Consider the following 21473-nt stretch of genomic DNA (forward strand, 5'->3'; position numbering starts at 1 on the left):
ACCTCACTACCAGCGGCGCTCAAAGCGACGTCGCAACAGAATGGCTCCAAGGTTCATGACGACCAGGAAGATGAGAAGAATGATGATTGCGCCGGAGGTGCGCTCGACGAAGGCGCGCTCCGCCTCATTGGCCCACATGTAGATCTGCACCGGCAGTGCCGTCGACGGTTCCATCGGCGAACCGGGAAAATCGACGACGAAGGCGACCATGCCGATCAGGAGCAGCGGCGCGGTTTCACCAAGCGCGTGGGCAAGACCGATGATGGTGCCGGTCAGGATGCCCGGCATCGCCAGCGGCAGCACGTGGTGGAAGATGGTCTGCATCTTCGACGCACCGAGACCGAGGGCCGCCGAGCGGATCGACGGCGGGACCGCCTTCAACGCCGCACGGGTGGCGATGATGATCGTCGGCAGGGTCATCAACGTCAGCACGAAGCCGCCGACGACGGCTGCCGAGCGCGGCATGCCGGCGAAGTTGATGAAGACGGCGAGACCCAGGAGGCCGTAGACGATCGACGGAACGGCCGCGAGGTTGTTGATGTTGACCTCGATCAGGTCGGTCAGCCGGTTCTTCGGCGCAAACTCCTCGAGGTAGATCGAGGCGGCGACGCCGATCGGAAGCGACAGCACCAGCACGATCAGCATCATGTAGAGCGAGCCGAGGGCAGCGACGCCGACGCCTGCCGCTTCGGGACGACTGGAGGCGCCGAAGGTGAAGATGCCGGTGTTGAAGCTCTTCTTCAGGATGCCGGCGCTCGCCAGCTCGTTCATCCAGGTCACCTGCTGGTCCTTGACCTTGCGCTTGCCCTCATCGACCGAGAGATCGATCTGGCCCTTGAAGGCGGAGTCGATGTTGGCCTCGGCCAGCAGCGTGACAGGAACCGTCTTGCCGATGATCGACGGGTCGGCGGCGACCATGTCGCGCAATAGCGTGCGGGAGCTCGCGGAAACCATGTCGGTCGCCTGCTTGACCTGCGGCCGCTTGGTGGCGTCGATGCCGAGCTGCTTGACGAGCGCGTCGCGCACCAACAGCGGATAGTTGGCGGTCATCAGCACCTTGCCGTCGGTCGCGCGTTCGCCTTTGGGGTCGATGACCTTTTCGGTGAATTCGATCGGCAGCGTAATCGTCGTCTGCTGGAATGCGGTGTAGCCGTTGGAAAAGACGGTCCACAGCAGCAATGCCAGGAAGAAGAGACCGGTGCTGATCGCGGCCATGCCGTAGAAGCGGAACCGGCGTTCGGCAGCATAGCGACGCTTGATGCCGATATCGCGCTTGGCGGATGCGGGACGGGCGGAGATCCGGACGGTCGGGGAAGCGATGTCGGTCATTCGTACTGTTCCCGGTATTTGCGCACGATGTAGAGCGCGTAAATGTTGAGGCCGAGCGTGATGACGAAGAGCGTGATGCCCAGTGCAAAGGCCACCAGCGTCTGCGGCGAGGTGAACTCGAGGTCACCTGTCAGCTGGTTGACGATCTTAACGGTCACCGTCGTCATCGGCTCGAAGGGATTGATCTGCATGCGGGCCGCCACACCGGCTGCCAGCACCACGATCATGGTCTCGCCGACGGCGCGCGAGGCGGTGAGCAGCAGCGCGCCGACGATGCCCGGGAGGGCTGCCGGAAGGATGACCTTCTTGACCGTCTCCGAGCGGGTGGCGCCAAGGCCGAGCGAGCCGTCACGAAGTGCCCGCGGCACCTGGGTGATGATGTCGTCCGACAGCGACGACACGAATGGGATCAGCATGATGCCCATGACGATGCCCGCCGTCAGAACGCTCTGTGCCTGGATGAAGTTCTGGTAGTTGCCGGTCATGAGACCGTTCATCTGGGCGGAGATGTCACGCAGGAACGGGCCAACGGTCACCAGCGCAAAGAAACCGTAGACGATGGTCGGGATGCCGGCGAGCACTTCGAGCAGCGGCTTTGCGGTCGAACGCAAGCGCGGGCTTGCATATTCCGCCATGTAGATCGCCGCGAAGAGGCCGATCGGCACCGCAAACAGCATGGCGACGAAGGCGATGTAGAGCGTGCCGGCAAGAAGCGGGATGAGGCCGAACTGGCCCGAAGCGCCGCCGCTGCCGGCAGCGGCAAACCGCGGATCCCATACCGTGCCGAAGAAGAACTCGAACGGCGAGACCATGGTGAAGAAGCGTCCGGCTTCCGACAGCATCGAGGCGACGATGCCGACCGTCGTCAGGATGGCGATGGAGGACGCGACGATCAGCGAGCCGAGAATGACCCGCTCGACCTGGTTGCGGGCGCGGAAGCGGGTCGCGACGTTGCGGATGGCGTAGACGCCGCCGGCAATCGCGATCAGCAGAACGGCGACCGTCATCAGCCAGCGGTTGGTCGCGGTCATCGCGTTGAAGTGCTTGGCGACGGTGACCATGTAGGGATCGCCTTCGCCAGCAAGGGCAACGCCCTTGGACGCGAGCGTCGCGCGAAGATTGGCGGAGCCGCCCTCAAGGGCTGCGAGTTCCTCGCCGCTCAGGCGCAGAAGGCCACCGGCAACGGATTTGACCTGACCGAGCGCGAGCTGCACGGCGGCAGGGCCCTGGCTCTGGACGCTATCCGGCAAGGCCGCGCGCGTGCTTCCGTCGATATACACGGGAGCGGCGAACAGCCAGGTGCCGAGAACGAGTGCGGCCGGAAGCATCGCCCAGATGGCGACGTAGCTACCGTGATAGCCCGGCAGAGAATGAAGGTTGGAGAGCTTGCCGCCGGACTGCGCCAGCGAACGGGCGCGGCCTGCAAAATAAGCAATGAAACCAATAACAATAATGAGCAAAAGAAGGAGCGAAGTACTCATCCGCACGTCTCCCCGGCATCGCCCGTCATGGGTGCCGGCAAATCGAATGAAGGCATGCCCCGGCGCGAAGACATCGCGCCGGGGCTTGTCATTATCAGAGCATGTTGCCGGCAGAGAAAGCCTTGCGGATTTCTTCGCGCTCAGCGTCCGGAGCGGCAACGAGGCCGTATTCGGCGAGCGGGCTTTCCGGGCCGATCATCTGGTCGTCGAGGAAGAACTCAACATATTCCTTGAGGCCCGGGATAACGCCGAGATGTGCCTTCTTGACGTAGAAGTACAGCGGGCGGGAAACCGGGTACTCGCCGGAAGCGATCGTTTCGGTCGACGGTACGATGCCGTTGACGGTCGCGACCTTCAGCTTGTCGGCGTTGTTTTCGTAGAATGACAGGCCGAACACGCCGATGCCGTTCTTGTTGGCAGCGATACGGGCGAGCGTTTCGGTGTAGTCGCCGTCGATGTCGACAGCCAGGCCGTCCTTGCGGACTGCGACGCACTTGCTGTGCTGCTGCTTTTCATCGGCAACGGCAGCCTTGATCACGTCAACGGCGCCAGCGTTCTTGCAGCCTGCAGCGAGGATCTTCTCTTCGAAGACTTCGCGGGTGCCGTGCTTTTCACCCGGGATATAAGCGGCGATTTCGACGGCCGGCAGGGCGGCGTTGACTTCGGACCACTTCTTGTAGGGGTTGGCGACGATCTTGCCGTCGACGACGACTTCAGCAGCGAGCGCCTTGTAGAGGTCTTCCGGCTTCAGGGCGAGGTCGGCATTGCCGGCGTCGGTCGCAAAGACGATGCCGTCATAACCGATCTTCACTTCCTGGATTTCGGTGACGCCAGCGGCCTTGCAGGCCTCGACTTCGCTGTCCTTGATCTTGCGCGAGGAGTTGGCGATGTCGATGGTATCAGGGCCAACGCCCTTGCAGAATTCCTTCAGGCCAGCGGAGGAGCCGCCGGATTCGACCACCGGGGTCTTGAAGTCGGGGAAGGTCTCGCCGAACGTCTCGGCGACGATTTTGGCGTAGGGAAGAACGGTCGAGGAGCCAGCGACCTGAACCTGATCGCGAGCGGCGGCTGCGCCGGCAAATGCGGCCGAAGCGACCAGCGCCGCGACAGTGAGTTTAAGAGCTTTCATAAAAGTTCTCCCGGAATGGGCTTGTGTTGGTGTGCGCCAAGCGTTGCAGCGCTCTTCGCCGTCTTATCGGCTGCCCCTAACTAGCTGCCGATGGCCACACCTTTTATGTCAGTTCGACGAAACATTTATGACAGCTCATGTTATTGAAAATGCTAATGAAAAATGGACACCCCCGGGTTTTCCCGCGCCAATATGTCAGAAGCGGACCGTAAAGGTCGTGCCTTTGCCGACCTCTGAATGGATGAGGAGCCGGGCACGATGCCGCGTGAGAATGTGCTTGGCGATGGCAAGGCCCAGGCCGGTACCCTTCTTCGAGCGGCTGGCCTCGACATTGACCCGGTAAAACCGCTCGGTGATGCGCGGCACATGCTCGGCCGGAATGCCCGGGCCATAGTCCTTCACGACGACTTCGGCCTCGCCTCCCTCGCCGCCATGCAGGATTACGTCCACCTTCTTGCCTTCCTGGCCGTACTTGCACGCATTCTCGATCAGGTTCTCGAAGACCTCGATGAGTTCGTCGCGTTCGCCGCGGACGACCACGGGCTTGTCCGGCACCACGAGCGAGACGGTGACATCCAGATCCTTCGCCAGCGGCAGCAGGCTGTCGCGGACATGCCCGAGCAGCGGCGCCAGATCGACGGGGTCATCGGGCGCGATATGCGAGCGCAACTCCAGCCGCGACAGCGACAGCAGATCGTCGACAAGCCGGCTCATGCGCGTCGCCTGCTCGTGCATGATGCCGAAGAACTTTTCCTGCGCCTTCAGATCGTTGCGCGCCGGACCCTGGAGCGTCTCGATGAAGCCGCGCAAGGATGCCAGCGGCGTGCGCAGCTCGTGGCTGGCATTGGCGACGAAGTCCGAGCGCATGCGGTCGATACGGCGCGCCTGAGAGATGTCGCGATAGGTCAGCAGGAAGATCCGCTTGACCGGCCCGTCGCCCGGAATTTCAGCCGGAGCGACCCGCACCACATAGACGGCGTCGGACGGCAACTGCTCGTTATGCTCGATCTGGTTCGCCTTGCCGGTCGCCATCGTCTCGCGGACCATGTCGAGGATGCCGGGCGAACGCACCCGAGCGGCAAGATAGGTGTTTGGCGGAATGGTCCCGAAGGCCTTCTCGGCTGCGATGTTCTGGAACACCACCGTCTCGTCGGCAGCAATCACCAGAACCGGCATGTCGAGCGCGTTCAGCGCGGGCACCAGCGGGTCGCTCGCCGGGCCGGCAGCGACCACCGCCTTGGCCGGGCTCAGAATAACCGAGGTTGGCGCGCTACGGTTGAGCAACGCGGCGACGAGAACGATCCAGAAGGGCAGGACAATCAGGAAATGAATACCCGCGACGGTCGCAAGGATCGCCAGGAGCACGGTGAGCCCCAGCAGCCAGCGCTCTGCTTTCAGCCGCGGAACCAGGTTCCGCCAGAACGCCTTCGAACCGTCCACCTCGACATCCTCATGAATCACTTTCTTTTCCTCCCGGACCAAAATGGTCGAGGAATAGCGATCCTTCATGACATGATTTTCACGACCGGCTTGAATCCGCAACGCAATTATGGCCTCCTCCAACGAAATCGGGTCGCGAGCGCCTTGTTTATCCGATGACAGGCGCAGGCCCGAAAGTTTGAAAACGCGCATGATCCTTCCGATGATCGAAGCCGGTTTTCGGGCCCGTGCGCCAAGCCGAAAGGGCGAACCGATGGCAGCGACGGATACGGCGGACAAGGCGGAGAACCGCGCGGTGGAACTCGAAATCGGCGGCAAGAGTCGCGTTTTCGACATCGACAATCCCGAGTTGCCGAAGTGGATCGACGACGCGGCATTTTCTTCCGACGACTACCCCTACAAGAAGAAGCTCGACGACGACGAATATCTGGAAACGCTGGAAAAGCTGCAGGTCGAACTGGTCAAGGTTCAGCTCTGGCAGCAGAAGACCGGCAAGCGCATGATGGCGTTGTTCGAGGGCCGGGACGCCGCCGGCAAGGGCGGTGCGATCCATGCGACTATGGACAACCTCAACCCTCGCTGGGCGCGTGTCGTCGCTCTGACCAAACCGACCGAAACCGAACGCGGGCAATGGTATTTCCAACGTTATGTCGCGACCATGCCGACGGCCGGCGAATTCGTGCTGTTCGACCGCTCCTGGTACAACCGCGCCGGCGTCGAACCGGTCATGGGCTTCTGCACACCCGAAGAGCACAAGCAGTTCCTGAAGCAGGCTCCCCGCTTCGAGAAGATGATCGTGCATGAGGGCATCCAGTTCTTCAAATTCTGGATCAACATCGGCCGCGAGATGCAGCTGAAACGCTTCCACGATCGCCGCCACGACCCACTGAAGATCTGGAAGCTGTCGCCGATGGACATCGCGGCGCTCAACAAATGGGACGATTATACCGCCAAGCGCGACGAGATGCTGAAGGAGACCCACACGGATCATGCACCCTGGACGGTGGTACGCGGCAACGACAAGCGGCGAGCCCGGCTCAACCTGATCCGCCACATCCTTTCCTCGCTCGATTACGAGGGCAAGGACAAGGGCGCGATCGGCGAGGTCGATGACAAGATCATCGGATCCGGCCCCGGTTTCCTGAAATAGACGCCGGCCCTGTCAAAACCGATGACGCCGATGGGGCCGGCAGGTTTTCCCGCCGCCCCACCCCGGAAAGCCTTGGCGACCGGTCTTATTGCCCCGGCAGGACGCGGATGGCGTAGAGGCTGAGGCTCTTGCCCTCACCGCTGATATCGCTGTTGATCACGATCTGGCCTGGCGAGCTCGGCGCCAGGCTACGGTCGAAGGTGATCTTGAACAGCATGTCGAGCCGCTCGTCATGCACGGTGAAGCGATGGCGCCCGCATTCGCCGAGCGAGGAGAAATTGCACTCGACCGCGAACTCCGTGGTCTTGCCGGGCTCGGCCTGCACGGTCAACGCCAGCGTCGACGTCTTGCCGGAGAGTTCCGCCAGGACCGAGGCCGGGATTTCGATGGTGATATCCCCTTCCGCGTCGGCGACCGCCGATGTCAGCTGCACGCGTCGCCCACCTTCATCGTCCACCGGCTCGACCTTTGCCTGCGCTCCGGGTGCGATCGCGCCGGTTTCCTTGGGCGTGAAGACCTCGACCCAATCGCCGGTAAAGCCCTGCTGCGCGCCGAGCGTCCGCAATCCCGCCGCGCCATCGAAGTCTTCCGACGCAACCGATGCCGGGGGATTGGCAACATTCGTGTCGCGCTCGGCGGCAGATTTCAGCAGGTCATTGGTCTGCACCCACCAGGCCGCGGCCCCTGCTGCGGCGGCAAGCGTGACGACGACCATGGTGAAGGACAGAAAGCGGCTGCGCTTGCGCCGGCGTTTGCGCGTATCTCCGCGGACCGTGGGCGCGATGCTCGCAGTTTCGCCAGCATCTGCCGCGCTCTCGGCGGCTGCACGCGTCGATACCACCGGACCGTCGCGATCGGCACGCAGACCACCGAGACCGCCATCGCTCGCCGCCTGGCGCGGCGCGTCGCCGGCAAAACCGGGTTCCCGACGACCGGCCGCCGGGGCCTGTGGCTGGCTCTGGGGCGGAGTCTGGGCTTGAGGTTGGGGTTGGGCCTGCGTCGGTGACCGGACTTGCGGCTCGACCCGTGGCTGTGCCGGCCCGCGCGCCCGCGCGGCATCGTCGAGGCTGACCACCGGAGGTGCCGGTTGTCGCGTCCTCAGTGCCGCTCTCTCTTCCGTTTCGATCGCATGGATGACGGCTTCGAGCCGATGGCGCTGCTGGGCGATGACGTTGCCGTCCTCGATCCCCTGTTTCTGCAACCCGGTTTCGAGCGCCTGACGGGCAGATTGATAAATGCGCGCCCGCGTTTCCGCATTGGCGCGATCGGAGCGCTCAAGGGCATTTCTGATTGCAGTCTCAAGTCCGCTCACATCAAGTCCTTCTGTGTAGGCAGGGCTTTGGACCTGCCGGCGCGCCGCGGTTGACCACCGCTCTCGATCCAACCGCAAGGGCATAAGGGTTAAATCTGGAGGCACGCCGTTGGTTTTGTTAACAATTGCGTAACCGCTGCTGCCAGAATCCGCAAGTCCGGCGACGGGCGCGACCGGCCAAGGCCGGGGAAAACGCTTTCCTTCACGGCGCCTGTGCGAAAAAAGAGGCGGCGACATCGCGGCCAAACCGCCCTTTGCAAGCGGCAAACTTGCTGCTATCTATTTTGACGTTTACGCAAACGTCAAAAATTTGGCGCGCCTTACCGAGGGATGGAGAAACCGATGCCGCTTCCGCCAATTCTTTCCGGAACGACGAGACTGCCGGTTGTCGGCGCCCCCCTGTTCATCATCTCCAACCCGAAGCTGACGATCGCGCAGTGCAAGGCTGGCGTGATCGGCGCCTTCCCGGCGCTGAACGCCCGCCCGCAATCGCAGCTCGACGAATGGCTGGCCGAGATCACCGAGACGCTTGCCGACCACGACGCCAAGAATCCCGGCCGGCGGGCCGCCCCCTTTGCCGTCAACCAGATCGTGCACAAATCCAATGCGCGGCTCGAGCAGGACCTGATGCTCTGCATCAAATACAAGGTGCCGGTCGTCATCTCCTCGCTCGGCGCCGTGCCCGAGGTTAATGCGGCCATCCATTCCTATGGCGGCATCGTGCTTCACGACGTCATCAACAACCGCCACGCCAATTCGGCGATCCGCAAGGGCGCCGACGGCCTGATCGCGGTGGCCGCCGGCGCCGGCGGCCATGCTGGCACGCTTTCCCCGTTTGCGCTTGTCCAGGAAATCCGCTCCTGGTTCGACGGGCCGCTGCTTCTCTCGGGCGCGATCGCTACCGGCGGCGCCATTCTGGCGGCCCAGGCGATGGGCGCCGACATGGCCTATATCGGCTCGCCCTTCATCGCGACGGAAGAGGCGCGCGCCAGCGACGCCTACAAGCAGATGATCGTCGACAGCAACGCCGCAGACATCGTCTACTCCAATTACTTCACCGGCATCCACGGCAACTACCTGAAGCCCTCGATCTCGGCCGCCGGCATGGACCCGGACAATCTGCCCGAAGCCGACCCGTCGAAAATGGACTTCGGCGCGGCGACCGACGGCGCCAAGGCCTGGAAGGACATCTGGGGATGCGGCCAGGGCATCGGCGCGGTCAAGGAAGTGACATCCGTCGCCCGCATGGTCGACCGGCTCGAGCGCGAATACGATGCAGCGCGCACCCGCCTCGGCCTGCACTCCGCACCCGCAGCGACAGCCAACAAGGAATTTTCAAGTTCTCGCAACTGATGGCTTGAAATCTCGGCGCTTTGCGTTTATCAGCGCCTCACATTCGTTCCGCGGGCTTCCGCGGAACTGCCTCCGGGCCGCTTTAGCTCAGTCGGTAGAGCACATCATTCGTAATGATGGGGTCACGTGTTCGAGTCACGTAAGCGGCACCATTCCTCCTTGAAAAGAAAAGCACGATCGCCAACGGCGAAAGTACCACTCTGTCGTCGGACAAACGATCGCCGAGATTGCCCTATCTCGCTCGGACTTTCCAGCCGTGCTTGGCATCAGACACGGTTCCAGGTGACTTCACGTCGGTCACCCAAATCTCCAGTCCATTGGCACCCGGTCGTTGACGCTTTTGCGGAAACCACGGCCGGTTCGGGTCGACGGCAATCAGCATGCCTTCATCATTGCCGATCGCGGCAAAGCTGGACGAGGCTGGCCCCACCGTTCCGACACCGAACGTCCAGGCCGCCTCGGCCACCATGCCCTCGACATCATCGGAGGGAACGCCGACCTCGCTCAGGCAGGACAGGTCAGCGCCGCTGAACGGTCGCTTGTCCGCGGGATGGATCAGCCTGCGGCGGCCGATCAATTCGAGCACGGCATTGTCGGGGCCGTCGAAGTAGATCGACCTTGATTGCCAATCTCCTTCAAGGGCAAAGCACGCTTCTCCACCCGGCTCCTTTTGGAGCAATGTCCGCCCCTCCAACCAAGCGACGGCCATGTCAAAACGCGCAAAGGGGATGTTGAAGGCCAGGTGCACGCCGTGCGGCGCTCCCTCAGCCGCCGGGATCAGCTGAATTTCGCTCCGCCCCACCTGGATGGAGTTCCCGGCGGTCGGCAGTTCGAGGACGTCGCGAAAGAAGGCAGCACTTTTGGCGACGTCCGATGCCGGCAGAATTAGTCTGGAGATGTGCATGAAGTCCGATCCGTCACATGGCAATTGGCTCTATCGGACAAGTTCATAAGACCTCAACTTAAGTTGAGGTCAAGACGCTTCCCGATCCTGGACCACGGACAGCCGGATTTTCTGTTTCGAACCTCACCACAACGAGCCCAAACAGACAGGCCGAGCCTGATCAGGGCACGGCCTCCCCGACGAAGCGACGCGCGTCACAGCAGCAACAGCTTCTTCAGCACCGAAAACACTTCCTTGTAAGGCAGCCTTGTCGCGCCTGCGACGGCGAAGGGAATAAGAGCGGCGGCAGCGACCGGCACGACGGCGTCGCGGCTGATGAGCATGGTCGAAAGCTTCTTGGTCGCATCGAACAGTTTGCCGGGGTCGGCCACGTCGTCGTCGGGTTCCTCGGTCGCGTCGGCTGCCACGTTGCGGCCGAGCACCTTGCGCTCTGCTGCGCGCTGGAAGCGGGTCGCCTGCACGCCGAACATCAGCAGCCCGGTTTCCTTCAGCCGTGCCAGCGGCTTGGAAAAGGCCGACAACGGATAGGCGAAGAAGGCGATCACGATCGCCAGCCACCCGCTCATGATCATGCTGAACGTCGTCATCGACAGCGTCTCCTGCAGCAGGTGCTTCATGACCGCTGCCGCGATCGCCGCGCTCATGCCGAAGACGAAGAACATGTAGGCGTTCGGATATTGCGACAGAAAGCCGAGGCCACCCTTGCCATCGGGATGGGCGGCGACGAGGCGAAGCTCCAGTTGAGCGATCTTGCGCAAAAGTCGCGCCCAGACGAGGTGCCGCCATACCCCGCGCAGGAACAGGAAGACGAAGAGCGGTAGGCTGACGCAGATCGACCACCAGCCGGCAGCGGTAATCCTGTTGCCCTCGGCCGTATGCTCGACGGCCCAGAACGAGGCGTCTGTCGTATGGAAGTTCAGGAAGGAAAGCAGCGCCGCGACCGCGGCGAGTGCCAGGCAGACGGTTTCCGCCAGCCCGGAATCGCGTTGTTTCAGCGCGTTGGAAATCGCGCGCGCGGCTGATGGCATCGAGGTCGGAGCGATGAGCGGCGCGCGCGAAAACTGTCCGAGCTTGATGCGAAGGCCCCGCTCGACCTGCTGTTCGGCCAGCACGAAAGCGGCAATCGCGACGAAGAACTTTGCCCACACGCCCGGATCGGTCAGATAGGCGCCCTGGGTATGGTCGAGCGACAGGCTGTCGGGCAGGCCAAGCAGAAAGGGAACGCCCCAGGCAAGCGCGACGAAAAGCAAAGCCCGCTTTCCTGACTGCAGCGCGTTCGCACGCAACAGCTTCAGCCTTGCCTGCAGCTCGAAGAACGGGCCGCCATGGGACGCGAGGTACTCGGCGATCTTTCCCTGCCGAGCTGCCGGCGCGGCATCCGCCGCGTCGCCGCCGGATGCCTTGGCGCCTGGGTCCGCTCCGCTCATGGCGCTCAATCCTCCACGACCTGCCAGTTGTCGTTGGGATTGAACTGCCGGATCCCTTCAGCAACGCTCTCGGTCTTGTCGCCCAGATCGGCCTGGTAGACGGTGCCGTTGCGGTTGACGACGAAGGTGTGGACGCCCGTTGCGCCATACTTCACCGGCCAAGCGACCAGAGCGAAGCCCGCAATCATGTTGCCGTTGATGATGTAGTCGAACTTGCCGCCGGCGATGTTGTCGCCCTGGCTCGTCAGCACGCGGTAGCGATAACCGAAATAGCCCTTGCCGGCCTGGGCCCTGGCAAGCACTGCGCCATCGGCGAGCGCTTCACCCGCGGGACTCTGTGGCTGGCCCTCGCCCGCGGGCCAGTAGAGCCCGTCGGTCTTGCCCTCGCTGCTGATCAGCTTCTGCGCGTATTCGAGCACGCCGTCGCCGTCATGATCTTCCTGCGCATATTCCTCCTGCGCCTCGACATAGGCGCGGACCGTCGCGATCGTGTCGAGTTCGTTGCGGCCGACCAGGCGATTGGCGATCTCCTCGAGACCGGTATAGGTGTCGAAGGCCCATTTTCCGTCGTCGCCCTTGGCAATCGGGAACGGGAAGGGCCAGAGCACTTCGCCGATCTCCAGTACCTTTCGGTTTTCGACGTCCTGTACGGCCACCTTCTTCTTTACGCCCGCCTGGATATCGGCGTAGGCGTCCATCACCCCGTCGCTGGTCTTGGCCTTGGCCGCATCCAGCCCCACCAGGTTCGCGAGCTTGTCGAAATCGCCCGAACCAACGGCGGCCTTGAACGCATCGATTGCCTGTTCCGGTGTGTCGAACGCCGGCGGATCGCTTGCGGCCGCATAGTCGGAGAGCGGCGTGTGCGCCGCGGGATCCTGCGCAGAAGCGACCGTCGCCGAGCCGCTGGCGAGCACGGCGGCTGCAAAGGAAGACAGGAGCAGATCATGTACGCGCTTGGTCATTTTCGTTCTCCTCCCTTGAGTTACCGGTGCCGTCCGCCGCCGCCGCCACCACCACGCCTGATCTCACGGTGCGGCTGGCCACCGCCGCGCTGGCCGCCACCAAGCGCCTGGCGGCCGCGGTCCGACTGCATCTTGGTCACCCGTCCGCTCTGGACCTGACCAAGGGCGGATGGTTTTCCGCCACCGCCACGATCGATCTTGCCGCCCGGCTTCGGCTTGGCGACCTGGCGATCGGCCCGGGCCGCCGGCTTGGCATTGCCGATCTTGTCGCCCTGAGGTCTCTGCTTGACCTGGTTGCCCGGTTTGCGGTCGCCAGGAGCTGCGTTGGTTCGCCCGAGATTTTCCCGCTGGCGCGCCTCGACCTTGCTCTTGCGGACATCGTCGACCGAGATCCGGCTACCGGATCTATTTGCCGCCGCGCCGATCTCGTTGGTGCGGGCCACCTTCGCCCGGTTGGCGATGTTGTTGCCTTTCGCCGACTTGAAGTCCCGCTCCATGGAGGTGCGATCGATCTTGGCGAACTGGTTCTTGTCGAAGCTGATCTTGCTGCGGTCGACATTTTTCCAGTCGACGTCGTTGAATTTCACCTTGCCGTTGATGTTGTTGAAGCAATTGTTGCAGTCGATATCGACATCGCCGCCGTTCCAGCGCCCGCCCCAGACGCCCCAGTCGTCCCAGTCGACGACCGCGGCAAAGGCAGCCCCCGTGACCACGCCGGCAAAGAAGGTCGCCGTCGGATAGTAGTAGTTCGGATAGGGCTCGGGATAATAGGCGATCGGGGCCGGCTGATAGCCCGGATCATAGAGCATCTGCGGCTCGTATTGGGGGACGTAGATTTTCTCCGGATTGGCGGCCTGGATCACGACGTTGTCGTTTTCCTGTTTCACCACCACCTTGTCGTCCGACTTGATGACGCCGTCGGCGACGGCCTTGTCGCGCAATTGCTGGATGGCGACGAGCACGTCCTTCTGCTGATAGGCGAGCGCGTCGCTGAGCGACTGGGTCCAGTCGAGGTCGTCGCTCATCATCTTTACGATCTGAGGATAGTTCAGAAGCGAGACGATGCTGCCGTCCCAGCTGTCCTTCGGCTTCATGTCCTTCTTGGTCTGCGAAACCTCGAGGAAGCGCTCGGCCTCGACGATCTGCAGCGGGTAGAGCGAGGCAGAGGTCACGAGTGCGACGAGTTCGTCGGGGTAGAGCGCAATGCGCGCGACGAGGACCTCGAGCTCATCTTCGCTGAGCGGTTGCGGCGCCTCTTCGGTCGCCGCCTGGGCGGCGGCCTGCTCCTGCGCCAGCGCAGTGCCCACCGCAAACGAACCCGTCAGCAAGGCAAGCAACGCCACCGTTGGCGCACGCAAAGAACGAGGTCGGTCGAACATGGTCTCTCCTATCCAGGCACAACGATCAACAAACGAGCCTGGGAGATCCCCCGGCTTGGACGTCACGGCGCCGGCCATACGCGGCCGGCGGGGCAATCGCGAGAATTCCCATTCGCTGTCATCGACGTCCCCTTCCGCACGCTTGCGTGGAGAACCTGGTCGCTTGTCAGAAAGCCGAATGGGACAATCAGGAAGAGCGGCATGAGCACCGGCAGCCAGCTGGCCAGCTGCCGGTGAATTTTAGACATGAGAAACAGAACGCCCGGCAATTGCAACCGGAAAATGAGGACGTGCGTGCGCGCACGCCGTCTTTGCTTGCGCGAGAGCCGGGCCGAAGCTCGTGCCCGCCAGCCGCGAACGTCCCGGATCAAGGGCGGTCGGCATCGGCTCCGAGCATCATTTCAGGCTGCCGTCGCCGCTTCGATCCGCGGTCTTGAAATCCGCCATCACCCGATCAAGAAACTCGTTCCGGCTGATCTTGCCGTCGCTGTTGGTATCCGTGGCGGCAAATTGCTGAGCGTTCAGCGCCTGCTTCGTCTCGTCGGACGTAAGATTTCCGTCCTTGTTCTTGTCGAGATTGTCGAAGGCGCTCGCCATGAAGGCCTCGTACTCGGACCGCTCGACCGCGCCGTCCTTGTTGCTGTCGAGCGCGCTCATCTGTCCCTGGTTCATCGTCGCAGCTTGCTGCGCGATCGCCGGTGTGATCTGGCCGAGCGCAAGCACGCTCATAAGAACGATTTTCTTCATTCTGCTCTGTTCCTCGATCAATAATAGCGGCATGTCAGCGCGTTGCCGGCAGCAGCGCCGAGTGTCGCTCCACCACCAACGGCCCATAGCTGACCGGTGCCTGAACCAATGGTCGAGCCGATCAGGCCGCCGACAATGGCCCCACCAACGGTTCCGGCAATGCAGCCGAATTCGTTGCCGGTCGAACCGCTCTTGGACATATAGGCCGATTGGCACCCCGATAAGGCTAGGGCGCCGGCAAGAACGATAGTTATGGTCTGCTTGCTCATCTTATCCTCCAATATGGCCGTCTGATTGCAATAGAGATCGGCGGAGGCGCCATTGAGTGGCGTCGGATGTAAATAAGCTTCCGAATATTCTCCCGGAATCGGGGGAGACTCTTCTGTTGGATCAGAAGCAGCTCGCGGATTAGACATGCAGTCTGGCAACAAGAGGGCCTTGAACTGCCGGCGAATACTACGCCCGAGAACCCCCGATGACAACGGACAGCGTGATTTTGTAGAGCGCACGGCGCCGGCGCCCCTCCCCGCCGCCCTTTCGGCCTCTGGAATCGTCTCCCGCGCGGCGACATCTCACCTTAGATTTTCTAGGGTCTCCCTCGAAATATCGTCATTTGTGCCGTCGGGCCGGGCGGTCTAGCTCTTTGCCGTCCCGTTGGGCACTTCTTGCAGGGTCTCCATGGCCTGGCGGGACATGGGCCGGCAAAGCGCCAGCTCGGACCCGACACAGCATCTCCGACCGTGGCCGGCGACCCTCCCACACCGCGCCACCGACAGCATACCTATCGAGAGAGAACACATCGAATGGATAGAATGGCGACAATTAAATTAGGTCTTTCTACTGCAATCCTTGCGACCCTGGCGTCCAGCGCCTTCGCCGAAGGCGGCGAGCGGGCGCAGATTGCCGCTGCCGTGGACAAGGCGATCCGCCCTATCATGCGCGAACACAAGGTGCCGGGCATGGCCGTCGCCGTCACCGTTGAAGGCCGGCACTACTTCCTGAACTACGGCGTCGCTTCCAAGGAAACGAACGCACCGGTTACCGAGAATACGCTGTTTGAACTGGGCTCGATCAGCAAGGCCTTCGCCGCGACACTGGCGTCCTATGCGCAGGTCACCGGCAAGCTCTCCTTCGACGATCATCCCGGCAAGTACATCCCGGCCTTTGCGGGCACGCCGATCGACAAGGCGACCCTCCTGCATCTTGCCACCTATACGGCTGGCGGGCTGCCGTTGCAGTTTCCCGATGCGGTCAAGAGCGACGCCGACATGGTCGGCTATTTCAGCACATGGAAACCGGAGGCCAAGCCCGGCAAGACGCGTCGCTATTCCAACCCGAGCATCGGCCTCTTCGGCCACACCGCGGCATTGGCGATGGGCGGCAGCTTCAGCGCGGTTCTCGAAAGCGAGATCTTTCCCAAGCTCGGCCTGAAGCACAGCTATGTCCGCGTTCCCGATAGCCAGATGGGCAGCTACGCCTGGGGCTACGGCAAGGCCGACAAGCCAATTCGCGTCACCGCCGGTACGTTCGACGCGGAGGCCTATGGCGTAAAGTCATCGGCGATAGACATGATCCGCTTCGTCGAAACCAACATCCAGCCTGAACTTCTCGACGGCGCGATCCGCAAGGCGGTCGAAGGCACCCATGTCGGATATTTCGACAGCGGCAAGATGGTGCAGGGGCTGGGCTGGGAACAATACCCCTACCCCGTTTCGCTGGAGCGGCTGCTCGACGGCAATTCGCGCGACATGGCCCTGAAAAGCAACCCGGTCAAGGCATTGGATCCCCCGAAGCGCCCCGATGGCTCGACGCTCTACAACAAGACCGGCTCCACCAACGGCTTCGGCGGCTATGTCGCCTTCGTACCGGAGAAGAAGATCGGCATCGTGCTGCTTGCCAACCGCAACTACCCGAACCCCGAGAGGATCAAGGCTGCCCACGCGATCCTGAAGTCGCTGGAAGCGGCGGCGAAGTAACGGCAGATCGCCCGCGTCAGTTTCGCGTCGCGGCAAGCCCGCGACACGGGAAACGACATCCATCAACAACTCTGCAGCGAATCTTCAATCAGCGCCTGCTTGCATATTGACGCCGAGTATTGTCATCTGCATTTCGCGAAAGCGCGATCAGATGCAGTCGAGTTCAGGCGTATGTGGGGATGCCGATGTTCGAATGGGTGGGAGTTCAGGGTTCGTTACATCGGGGAGGCGCAGGCAGGGGGCGGACAATGTTCGTGCTTGCGGCGCTGACGCTGCTTGCCGGCTGCGGCGGCCATGCCAAGGGTGTGATGGCGCCCGTCGCACTCACCACTCCGGTCCCGGGCGCATCCACCGTCGACATGCTTGTCGCAACCACGCGCGAACCCTCCGGCGATCCGGCAACGCTCTTTTCCGGCGAGCGCGACGCCAATACTTTCCTTACCGACGTCGCGGTTTCGATCCCGCCGGAAACGGCACGCAAGTCTGGCACGGTGCAATGGCCGCGCAAGCTGCCGCCGGATCCGGCCAAGGAATTCGCCGTCACGCGGGTGAACGAGCTCAAGTCGCTCGATGAAGCCAAGTCCTGGTTCCTGCAGCACGATGTCGGCGGCAATGCCTTCGTCTTCGTGCACGGCTTCAACAATCGCTACGAGGATTCGGTCTACCGGCTGGCGCAGATCGTGCATGACTCGGAGGTCCAGGCAACGCCGGTTCTCTTCACCTGGCCTTCGCGCGCCAACGTGTTCGACTACAACTACGACAAGGAAAGCACGAACTATTCGCGCACGGCGCTCGAAGACATTCTGAAAAAGCTATCCGACGCGCCGAAGGTCAAAAGCATAACCATCCTCGCCCATTCCATGGGTACCTGGCTGACGATGGAATCGCTCCGGCAGATGGGCATCCGCGACGGCAACGTGCCGTCCAAGATCGAGAACGTCATCCTCGCCTCGCCCGATATCGATCTCGATGTCTTCGCCAAGCAGTTTGTCGAGATGGGCAAGAAACGGCCGAAGTTCACCATCTTCGTTTCGCAGGACGACCGCGCCTTGGCGCTTTCGAGCTTCATCTCGGGCGACGTTTCACGCCTTGGCGCAATCGACCCGTCGGCAGAGCCTTATCGCACTCAGCTTGAAAGGGCCGGCATCACTGCCATCGATCTGACAAAGGTTAAGTCTGAGGACGGCCTGCACCACGGAAAGTTTGCGGAAAGCCCCGAGATCGTCCAGCTCATCGGCACGCGGCTCGCCACGGGGCAGACGCTCACAGATTCCGATATCTCGGTTGGAACCGGCATTGCCGCGGTCGTTGCCGGCACGGCGAGAAACGTCGGCAACGTCGCGGCCGTGACGGTCTCGGCGCCTGTGTCGATCCTCGAAAACCCGCAGCCGGCAAAGAAGAAGAAGGTGGTCGTCGGAGACACGCTGGCGACCGACATGCCGACGCCGGTGAAGATAAAGTAAGGCTTGGCGGCAGCCTGCCGTCAGCCCTCGTCACCGACGAAGCGATAGCCGACGCCCGGCTCCGTACGGATGATCTGCGGATCGGCCGGATCGCGCTCGATCTTGCCGCGCAGCTGGCCGATGAAGACGCGCAGATAATGCAGGTCTTCGCCGTGCGCGACGCCCCAGACCGAGGTAAGCAGCGTCTTGTGGGTGACGACACGGCCGGCGTGATGCGCCAGCATCACCAGGAGGTCGTATTCCTTTGGCGTCAGCCGGACGGGCTCGCCGTCCTTCGTCACCACCCGCTTGATCGTGTCGATCGAAACACCATCGGCGGAAAGCTGCGTGTGGCCACCTTCCATCTGCACCCGGTGGCGAAGGGCCGCACGGATGCGGGCCGTCAGTTCGCCGATACCGAAGGGCTTTTCGATGTAGTCGTCGGCGCCGAGATCGAGTGCTGCGATCTTTTCGCTTTCCCGGTCGCGGGCCGACAGGATGATGATCGGTACCTGCGACCAGCCGCGCAGGTTGGCGATGACCTCCTTGCCATCCATATCGGGCAGGCCGAGATCGAGGATGACGACATCCGGCGCCATCGTCGCCGCCGCCTTCAGCGCCTCGGCGCCGGTCATCGCCTCGCGAACGTCATAGCCGGCAGCACTCAGCGCGGGTTTCAGGAAACGCTGGATCTGGGGCTCGTCGTCGACGACGAGGATACGCTCCACGCTCATGCACGGTCCTTTTCGGAGATTTCAGCCTTGGCGGCGGGAAAGCGCATGGAAATGCGCGTGCCGCGGCGGCGAAGCGCCGGGCTCTCCGCCTTGATCTGCCCGCCCATCGCTTCGACGAAGCCCTTGGCGATCGACAGTCCCAGCCCCGTTCCCGGAGTGCGGCCATCCGCCTTGCCGCGGCGGAAGAATTTCTCGAAGACCTGCTCGAGGTCCCGCGGCGGAATACCCTTGCCGAGGTCGGTCACTGACAGCACGATCTCGTTGCCGTCGGTACGGGCATAGATGCTGATCGGCTCTTCGCCGCCATATTTGTTGGCATTGTCCAGCAGGTTGAAGAGCACCTGGCCGAGCAGCACGCTGTCGCCCCGCATCAGGGGCAAGTCAGGGGCGATGCTGGTTTCGATCTCGCGCTCGGGAAAATATTTGCGAGCGCGATCGACCGCCGCCCGCACCACGTCGGCGACATCGACCCAATCGCGCTTGGCATTGACGGTACCGGCCTCGATGCGCGTCATGTCGAGCAGGTTGGCGACAAAGCGCGTCAGCCGACCGCCCTCCTCCTCGATCGACTGCAACAGGTCGTCGCGGCTTTCCGGCGGCATGCGATCACCGAGCTGGCGCAAGCTGGTGACGGCGCCGGTAATGGTCGCAAGCGGGGTTCTCAGATCATGCGAAATGGATGAAAGAAGGGCAGCGCGGAAGCGCTCGCCCTCGAGCTTTGCGGCCTGGTCGAGGCTTTCGCGTGACAGGCGGGCGCGGTCGACGGCGATCGCCGTCTGGTCGAGGATCGCTGCCAGCGCCCGCTCCTCGTTGATCTCCAGTGGCTTGTCGGCCTGGACGAAGCCGCAGACGCCGACGACGCCGTGCGGGCTCGTCAGCGGCCGGAAATGGAAAGGGCTGTTCGGCAGGGTTCCCGTGCCGTTGCCGGCCGGCTCGCGTTTGTCCATCGCCCAACGCGCCGCCATGATGTCGGTGACGTCGAGCTCGGTGTCCGGCGGCCAGGCGGCTTTCAGCTGCAGGTCTCCGTCCTCAGGCAGAAGCAGCGCTGAACTGCGTTTCAGCGTCGACTGCATCTGCGTCACCGCCGCCCAGAGCACGTCGTCGGCCTTGGCGGTGCCTGATAGCTTGCGCGAAAAATCATAGAGCGCCTGAGTCGCGGCGGCGCGCTGGCGGGCGGTCTTTGCCTGCTCCCGTACCCGCGATGCCAGGCTGCCGGCAAGGGCTGCGGCAGCGAGGAAGACGACGAGCGCAAAAACCTCGTGCGGCTCGGCGATGGTGAAGGTGCCGGTCGGTTTGATGAAGAAGAAGTTATAGGCGAGCACCGAAAAAAGTGCTGCCGCGATTGCCGCGATGTGACCGGCATAGGTCGCCGAGGCCAGCACCGCGAGCAGATAAAGCAACGAGATGTTGGGCAGGACGACGAAACGGCCAAGCAGCAGGCCGACGGCGGTCGAGACGACGACCGACCCGGCGGCGATGCCGATCGCGCGCCCACTTCCCGGCGGCAGCGTCCGTTTCATCTTCGTTCGCCGTTTGACGGGCACCGTCTCGCGATCGGTCACAAGGTGAATGCCGATGCCGGACACGCGCTCGGCCAAGGCGTCGGGAAGCGACTGGCGAAACAGCCGCATCGGGAACGGCTGGCGGCGCGCGCCGATGACGATCTGCGTCGCGTGTTCCCGGCGCGCCAGCTTCAGGATTTCCTCGACGAAGTCGTTGCCGATAATACGGCGCGTCTCGGCGCCGAGACGTTCGGCAAGACGGAAGGTTTCGTCGAGCCGGCGCACGTCTTCGCCATCGCCGCTCTCGCGGTCGGCGCGCTCGATGAAGACGACGATCCAGGGGGCATTCAATCCTTCGGCGAGCCGGCTTGCCGTGCGCACGACCTTTTCGGACAACGGGTCCGAACCAATGCAGACGAGCAGCCGCTCGCCGCTTGCCCAGATGCCTTCGATGGCGTTCTGCTTGAGATAGTCGACCATCTGGTCGTCGACCCGGTCGGCTGTCCGCCTGAGCGCCAGTTCGCGCAGTGCCGTCAGGTTGCCAAGGCGGAAGAAGCGGTCGACGGCGCGCTGTGCGCTGTCGGGCAGATAAACCTTGCCCTCCTTCAGCCGCTCGATGAGCTCGGCCGGCGACAGATCCACAAGTAGTACGTCGTCAGCGCGCTTCAATACGGTATCCGGCACCCGTTCGCGCACGGGTACACCGGTGATCTGGGCGACGATATCCGAGAGGCTTTCGAGATGCTGGATGTTGAGCGCCGTCCAGACATCGATGCCGGCGGCGATCAGTTCCTCAACATCCTGATAGCGCTTGGGGTGCCGGCTTTCGGCCGGATTGCTGTGGGCCAGTTCGTCGACGACGATGATCCGGGGACGCCGCGCGAGGGCCGCATCCAGGTCGAACTCGGAAAGCATTCGGCCGCGATGGTTCACATCGCGGCGCGGCAGTATCTCCAATCCGTCAATGAGCGCAGCGGTCTCGCTGCGCCCATGCGTCTCCACCAGCCCGACGACGATATCGACACCGTCATCCTTCAGCCGGCGGGCCCGCGACAACATCGCATAGGTCTTGCCGACGCCGGGAGCGGCACCGAGGAATACGGTCAGTTTTCCCCGGCGGTCCTGCGCGGCAAGCGCCAGCAATGCGTCTGGATCCGGGCGACTTTTGGCGTCGCGTTCACTGTCGGGCATTCATGATCTCAGGCG

General features: G+C 62.9%; 17 protein-coding genes and 1 tRNA gene. 5 read left to right on the forward strand and 13 right to left on the reverse strand.

The annotated features are described in order from the left end of the window. Positions 1–6: 6 nt before the first annotated feature. The 4 genes from pstA to phoR form a co-directional block, all read right to left on the reverse strand. On the reverse strand, positions 7–1329 hold the full coding sequence (gene pstA, locus BLU15_RS09015) for a phosphate ABC transporter permease PstA (RefSeq protein WP_034797174.1): 1323 nt from the start codon (positions 1327–1329) through the stop codon (positions 7–9). Next, complete coding sequence (gene pstC / locus BLU15_RS09020) at positions 1326–2810, reverse strand: phosphate ABC transporter permease subunit PstC (protein WP_090295030.1); 1485 nt, start codon at positions 2808–2810, stop codon at positions 1326–1328. Before pstC ends, pstA begins: the two co-directional genes overlap by 4 nt. A gap of 94 nt (positions 2811–2904) precedes the next feature. Beyond that, on the reverse strand, positions 2905–3939 hold the full coding sequence (locus BLU15_RS09025) for a substrate-binding domain-containing protein (RefSeq protein WP_034797176.1): 1035 nt from the start codon (positions 3937–3939) through the stop codon (positions 2905–2907). Positions 3940–4134: 195 nt separating this feature from the next. Further along, entirely contained in the window at positions 4135–5400 is a 1266-nt protein-coding gene (phoR, locus tag BLU15_RS09030; RefSeq protein ID WP_034797603.1) for a phosphate regulon sensor histidine kinase PhoR, read from the reverse strand. Between the two features lie 232 nt (positions 5401–5632). On the opposite strand from phoR, the gene ppk2 reads away from it, so the two are divergent. Then, positions 5633–6529 (forward strand): polyphosphate kinase 2, encoded by an 897-nt coding sequence (gene ppk2 / locus BLU15_RS09035; RefSeq protein ID WP_034797604.1) that lies wholly within the window; start codon positions 5633–5635, stop codon positions 6527–6529. A gap of 85 nt (positions 6530–6614) precedes the next feature. Here ppk2 and BLU15_RS09040 read toward each other — a convergent pair whose 3' ends face one another. Continuing rightward, the gene (locus BLU15_RS09040) at positions 6615–7841 is read right to left on the reverse strand and encodes a biotin transporter BioY (RefSeq protein ID WP_090295031.1); all 1227 of its coding nucleotides are present in this window, start codon (positions 7839–7841) and stop codon (positions 6615–6617) included. Between the two features lie 342 nt (positions 7842–8183). On the opposite strand from BLU15_RS09040, the gene BLU15_RS09045 reads away from it, so the two are divergent. Further along, entirely contained in the window at positions 8184–9194 is a 1011-nt protein-coding gene (locus BLU15_RS09045) for an NAD(P)H-dependent flavin oxidoreductase (protein WP_034797180.1), read from the forward strand. 76 nt (positions 9195–9270) lie between these two features. Beyond that, positions 9271–9346 (forward strand) — tRNA-Thr (locus BLU15_RS09050). Positions 9347–9426: 80 nt separating this feature from the next. Here the strand turns inward: BLU15_RS09050 and BLU15_RS09055 are convergent. The 6 genes from BLU15_RS09055 to BLU15_RS09080 all read right to left on the reverse strand — a co-directional run bounded on the left by BLU15_RS09055 (position 9427) and on the right by BLU15_RS09080 (position 14882). Beyond that, entirely contained in the window at positions 9427–9942 is a 516-nt protein-coding gene (locus tag BLU15_RS09055) for a hypothetical protein (RefSeq protein WP_210187436.1), read from the reverse strand. 350 nt (positions 9943–10292) lie between these two features. Further along, positions 10293–11525, reverse strand: a complete 1233-nt coding sequence (locus tag BLU15_RS09060; protein ID WP_090295033.1) for a hypothetical protein — start codon at positions 11523–11525, stop codon at positions 10293–10295. Between the two features lie 5 nt (positions 11526–11530). Beyond that, positions 11531–12487: a DUF2950 domain-containing protein gene (locus BLU15_RS09065; RefSeq protein ID WP_089043225.1), complete on the reverse strand. Its 957-nt coding sequence runs from the start codon at positions 12485–12487 to the stop codon at positions 11531–11533. 20 nt (positions 12488–12507) lie between these two features. After that, positions 12508–13866 carry a DUF3300 domain-containing protein gene (locus tag BLU15_RS09070; RefSeq protein WP_051659370.1) on the reverse strand — a complete coding sequence of 453 codons (1359 nt, stop codon included), beginning with the start codon at positions 13864–13866 and terminating at the stop codon, positions 12508–12510. Between the two features lie 396 nt (positions 13867–14262). Next, entirely contained in the window at positions 14263–14613 is a 351-nt protein-coding gene (locus tag BLU15_RS09075; protein ID WP_090295034.1) for an EF-hand domain-containing protein, read from the reverse strand. A gap of 17 nt (positions 14614–14630) precedes the next feature. Further along, entirely contained in the window at positions 14631–14882 is a 252-nt protein-coding gene (locus BLU15_RS09080) for a glycine zipper 2TM domain-containing protein (RefSeq protein WP_034797201.1), read from the reverse strand. Positions 14883–15416: 534 nt separating this feature from the next. On the opposite strand from BLU15_RS09080, the gene ampC reads away from it, so the two are divergent. Together ampC and BLU15_RS09090 are read left to right on the forward strand one after the other, a co-directional pair. Further along, positions 15417–16589 (forward strand): class C beta-lactamase, encoded by a 1173-nt coding sequence (gene ampC, locus BLU15_RS09085; protein WP_060581846.1) that lies wholly within the window; start codon positions 15417–15419, stop codon positions 16587–16589. Positions 16590–16837: 248 nt separating this feature from the next. Continuing rightward, positions 16838–18052, forward strand: coding sequence for an alpha/beta hydrolase (locus BLU15_RS09090; protein WP_051659371.1), 1215 nt, complete (start codon positions 16838–16840; stop codon positions 18050–18052). Positions 18053–18072: 20 nt separating this feature from the next. Here BLU15_RS09090 and BLU15_RS09095 read toward each other — a convergent pair whose 3' ends face one another. After that, positions 18073–18765, reverse strand: coding sequence for a response regulator (locus BLU15_RS09095; RefSeq protein ID WP_090295038.1), 693 nt, complete (start codon positions 18763–18765; stop codon positions 18073–18075). Further along, positions 18762–21458 carry a sensor histidine kinase gene (locus BLU15_RS09100; protein ID WP_090295039.1) on the reverse strand — a complete coding sequence of 899 codons (2697 nt, stop codon included), beginning with the start codon at positions 21456–21458 and terminating at the stop codon, positions 18762–18764. The genes BLU15_RS09095 and BLU15_RS09100 overlap by 4 nt, the downstream gene beginning before the upstream one ends. Positions 21459–21473 lie beyond the last annotated feature (15 nt).

Origin of the sequence: Ensifer sp. YR511 (genome assembly GCF_900103045.1) — a bacterium.
GTDB lineage: Bacteria > Pseudomonadota > Alphaproteobacteria > Rhizobiales > Rhizobiaceae > Ensifer > Ensifer adhaerens.

Coding starts and splice junctions, on each gene's coding strand:
- pstA (WP_034797174.1), bottom strand. CDS start 1,329: ATGACCGACATCGCTTCCCCGACCGTCCGGATCTCCGCCCGTCCCGCA.
- pstC (WP_090295030.1), bottom strand. CDS start 2,810: ATGAGTACTTCGCTCCTTCTTTTGCTCATTATTGTTATTGGTTTCATT.
- BLU15_RS09025 (WP_034797176.1), bottom strand. CDS start 3,939: ATGAAAGCTCTTAAACTCACTGTCGCGGCGCTGGTCGCTTCGGCCGCA.
- ppk2 (WP_034797604.1), top strand. CDS start 5,633: ATGGCAGCGACGGATACGGCGGACAAGGCGGAGAACCGCGCGGTGGAA.
- BLU15_RS09045 (WP_034797180.1), top strand. CDS start 8,184: ATGCCGCTTCCGCCAATTCTTTCCGGAACGACGAGACTGCCGGTTGTC.
- BLU15_RS09060 (WP_090295033.1), bottom strand. CDS start 11,525: ATGAGCGGAGCGGACCCAGGCGCCAAGGCATCCGGCGGCGACGCGGCG.
- BLU15_RS09065 (WP_089043225.1), bottom strand. CDS start 12,487: ATGACCAAGCGCGTACATGATCTGCTCCTGTCTTCCTTTGCAGCCGCC.
- BLU15_RS09070 (WP_051659370.1), bottom strand. CDS start 13,866: ATGTTCGACCGACCTCGTTCTTTGCGTGCGCCAACGGTGGCGTTGCTT.
- BLU15_RS09075 (WP_090295034.1), bottom strand. CDS start 14,613: ATGAAGAAAATCGTTCTTATGAGCGTGCTTGCGCTCGGCCAGATCACA.
- BLU15_RS09080 (WP_034797201.1), bottom strand. CDS start 14,882: ATGAGCAAGCAGACCATAACTATCGTTCTTGCCGGCGCCCTAGCCTTA.
- ampC (WP_060581846.1), top strand. CDS start 15,417: ATGGATAGAATGGCGACAATTAAATTAGGTCTTTCTACTGCAATCCTT.
- BLU15_RS09090 (WP_051659371.1), top strand. CDS start 16,838: ATGTTCGTGCTTGCGGCGCTGACGCTGCTTGCCGGCTGCGGCGGCCAT.
- BLU15_RS09095 (WP_090295038.1), bottom strand. CDS start 18,765: ATGAGCGTGGAGCGTATCCTCGTCGTCGACGACGAGCCCCAGATCCAG.
- BLU15_RS09100 (WP_090295039.1), bottom strand. CDS start 21,458: ATGCCCGACAGTGAACGCGACGCCAAAAGTCGCCCGGATCCAGACGCA.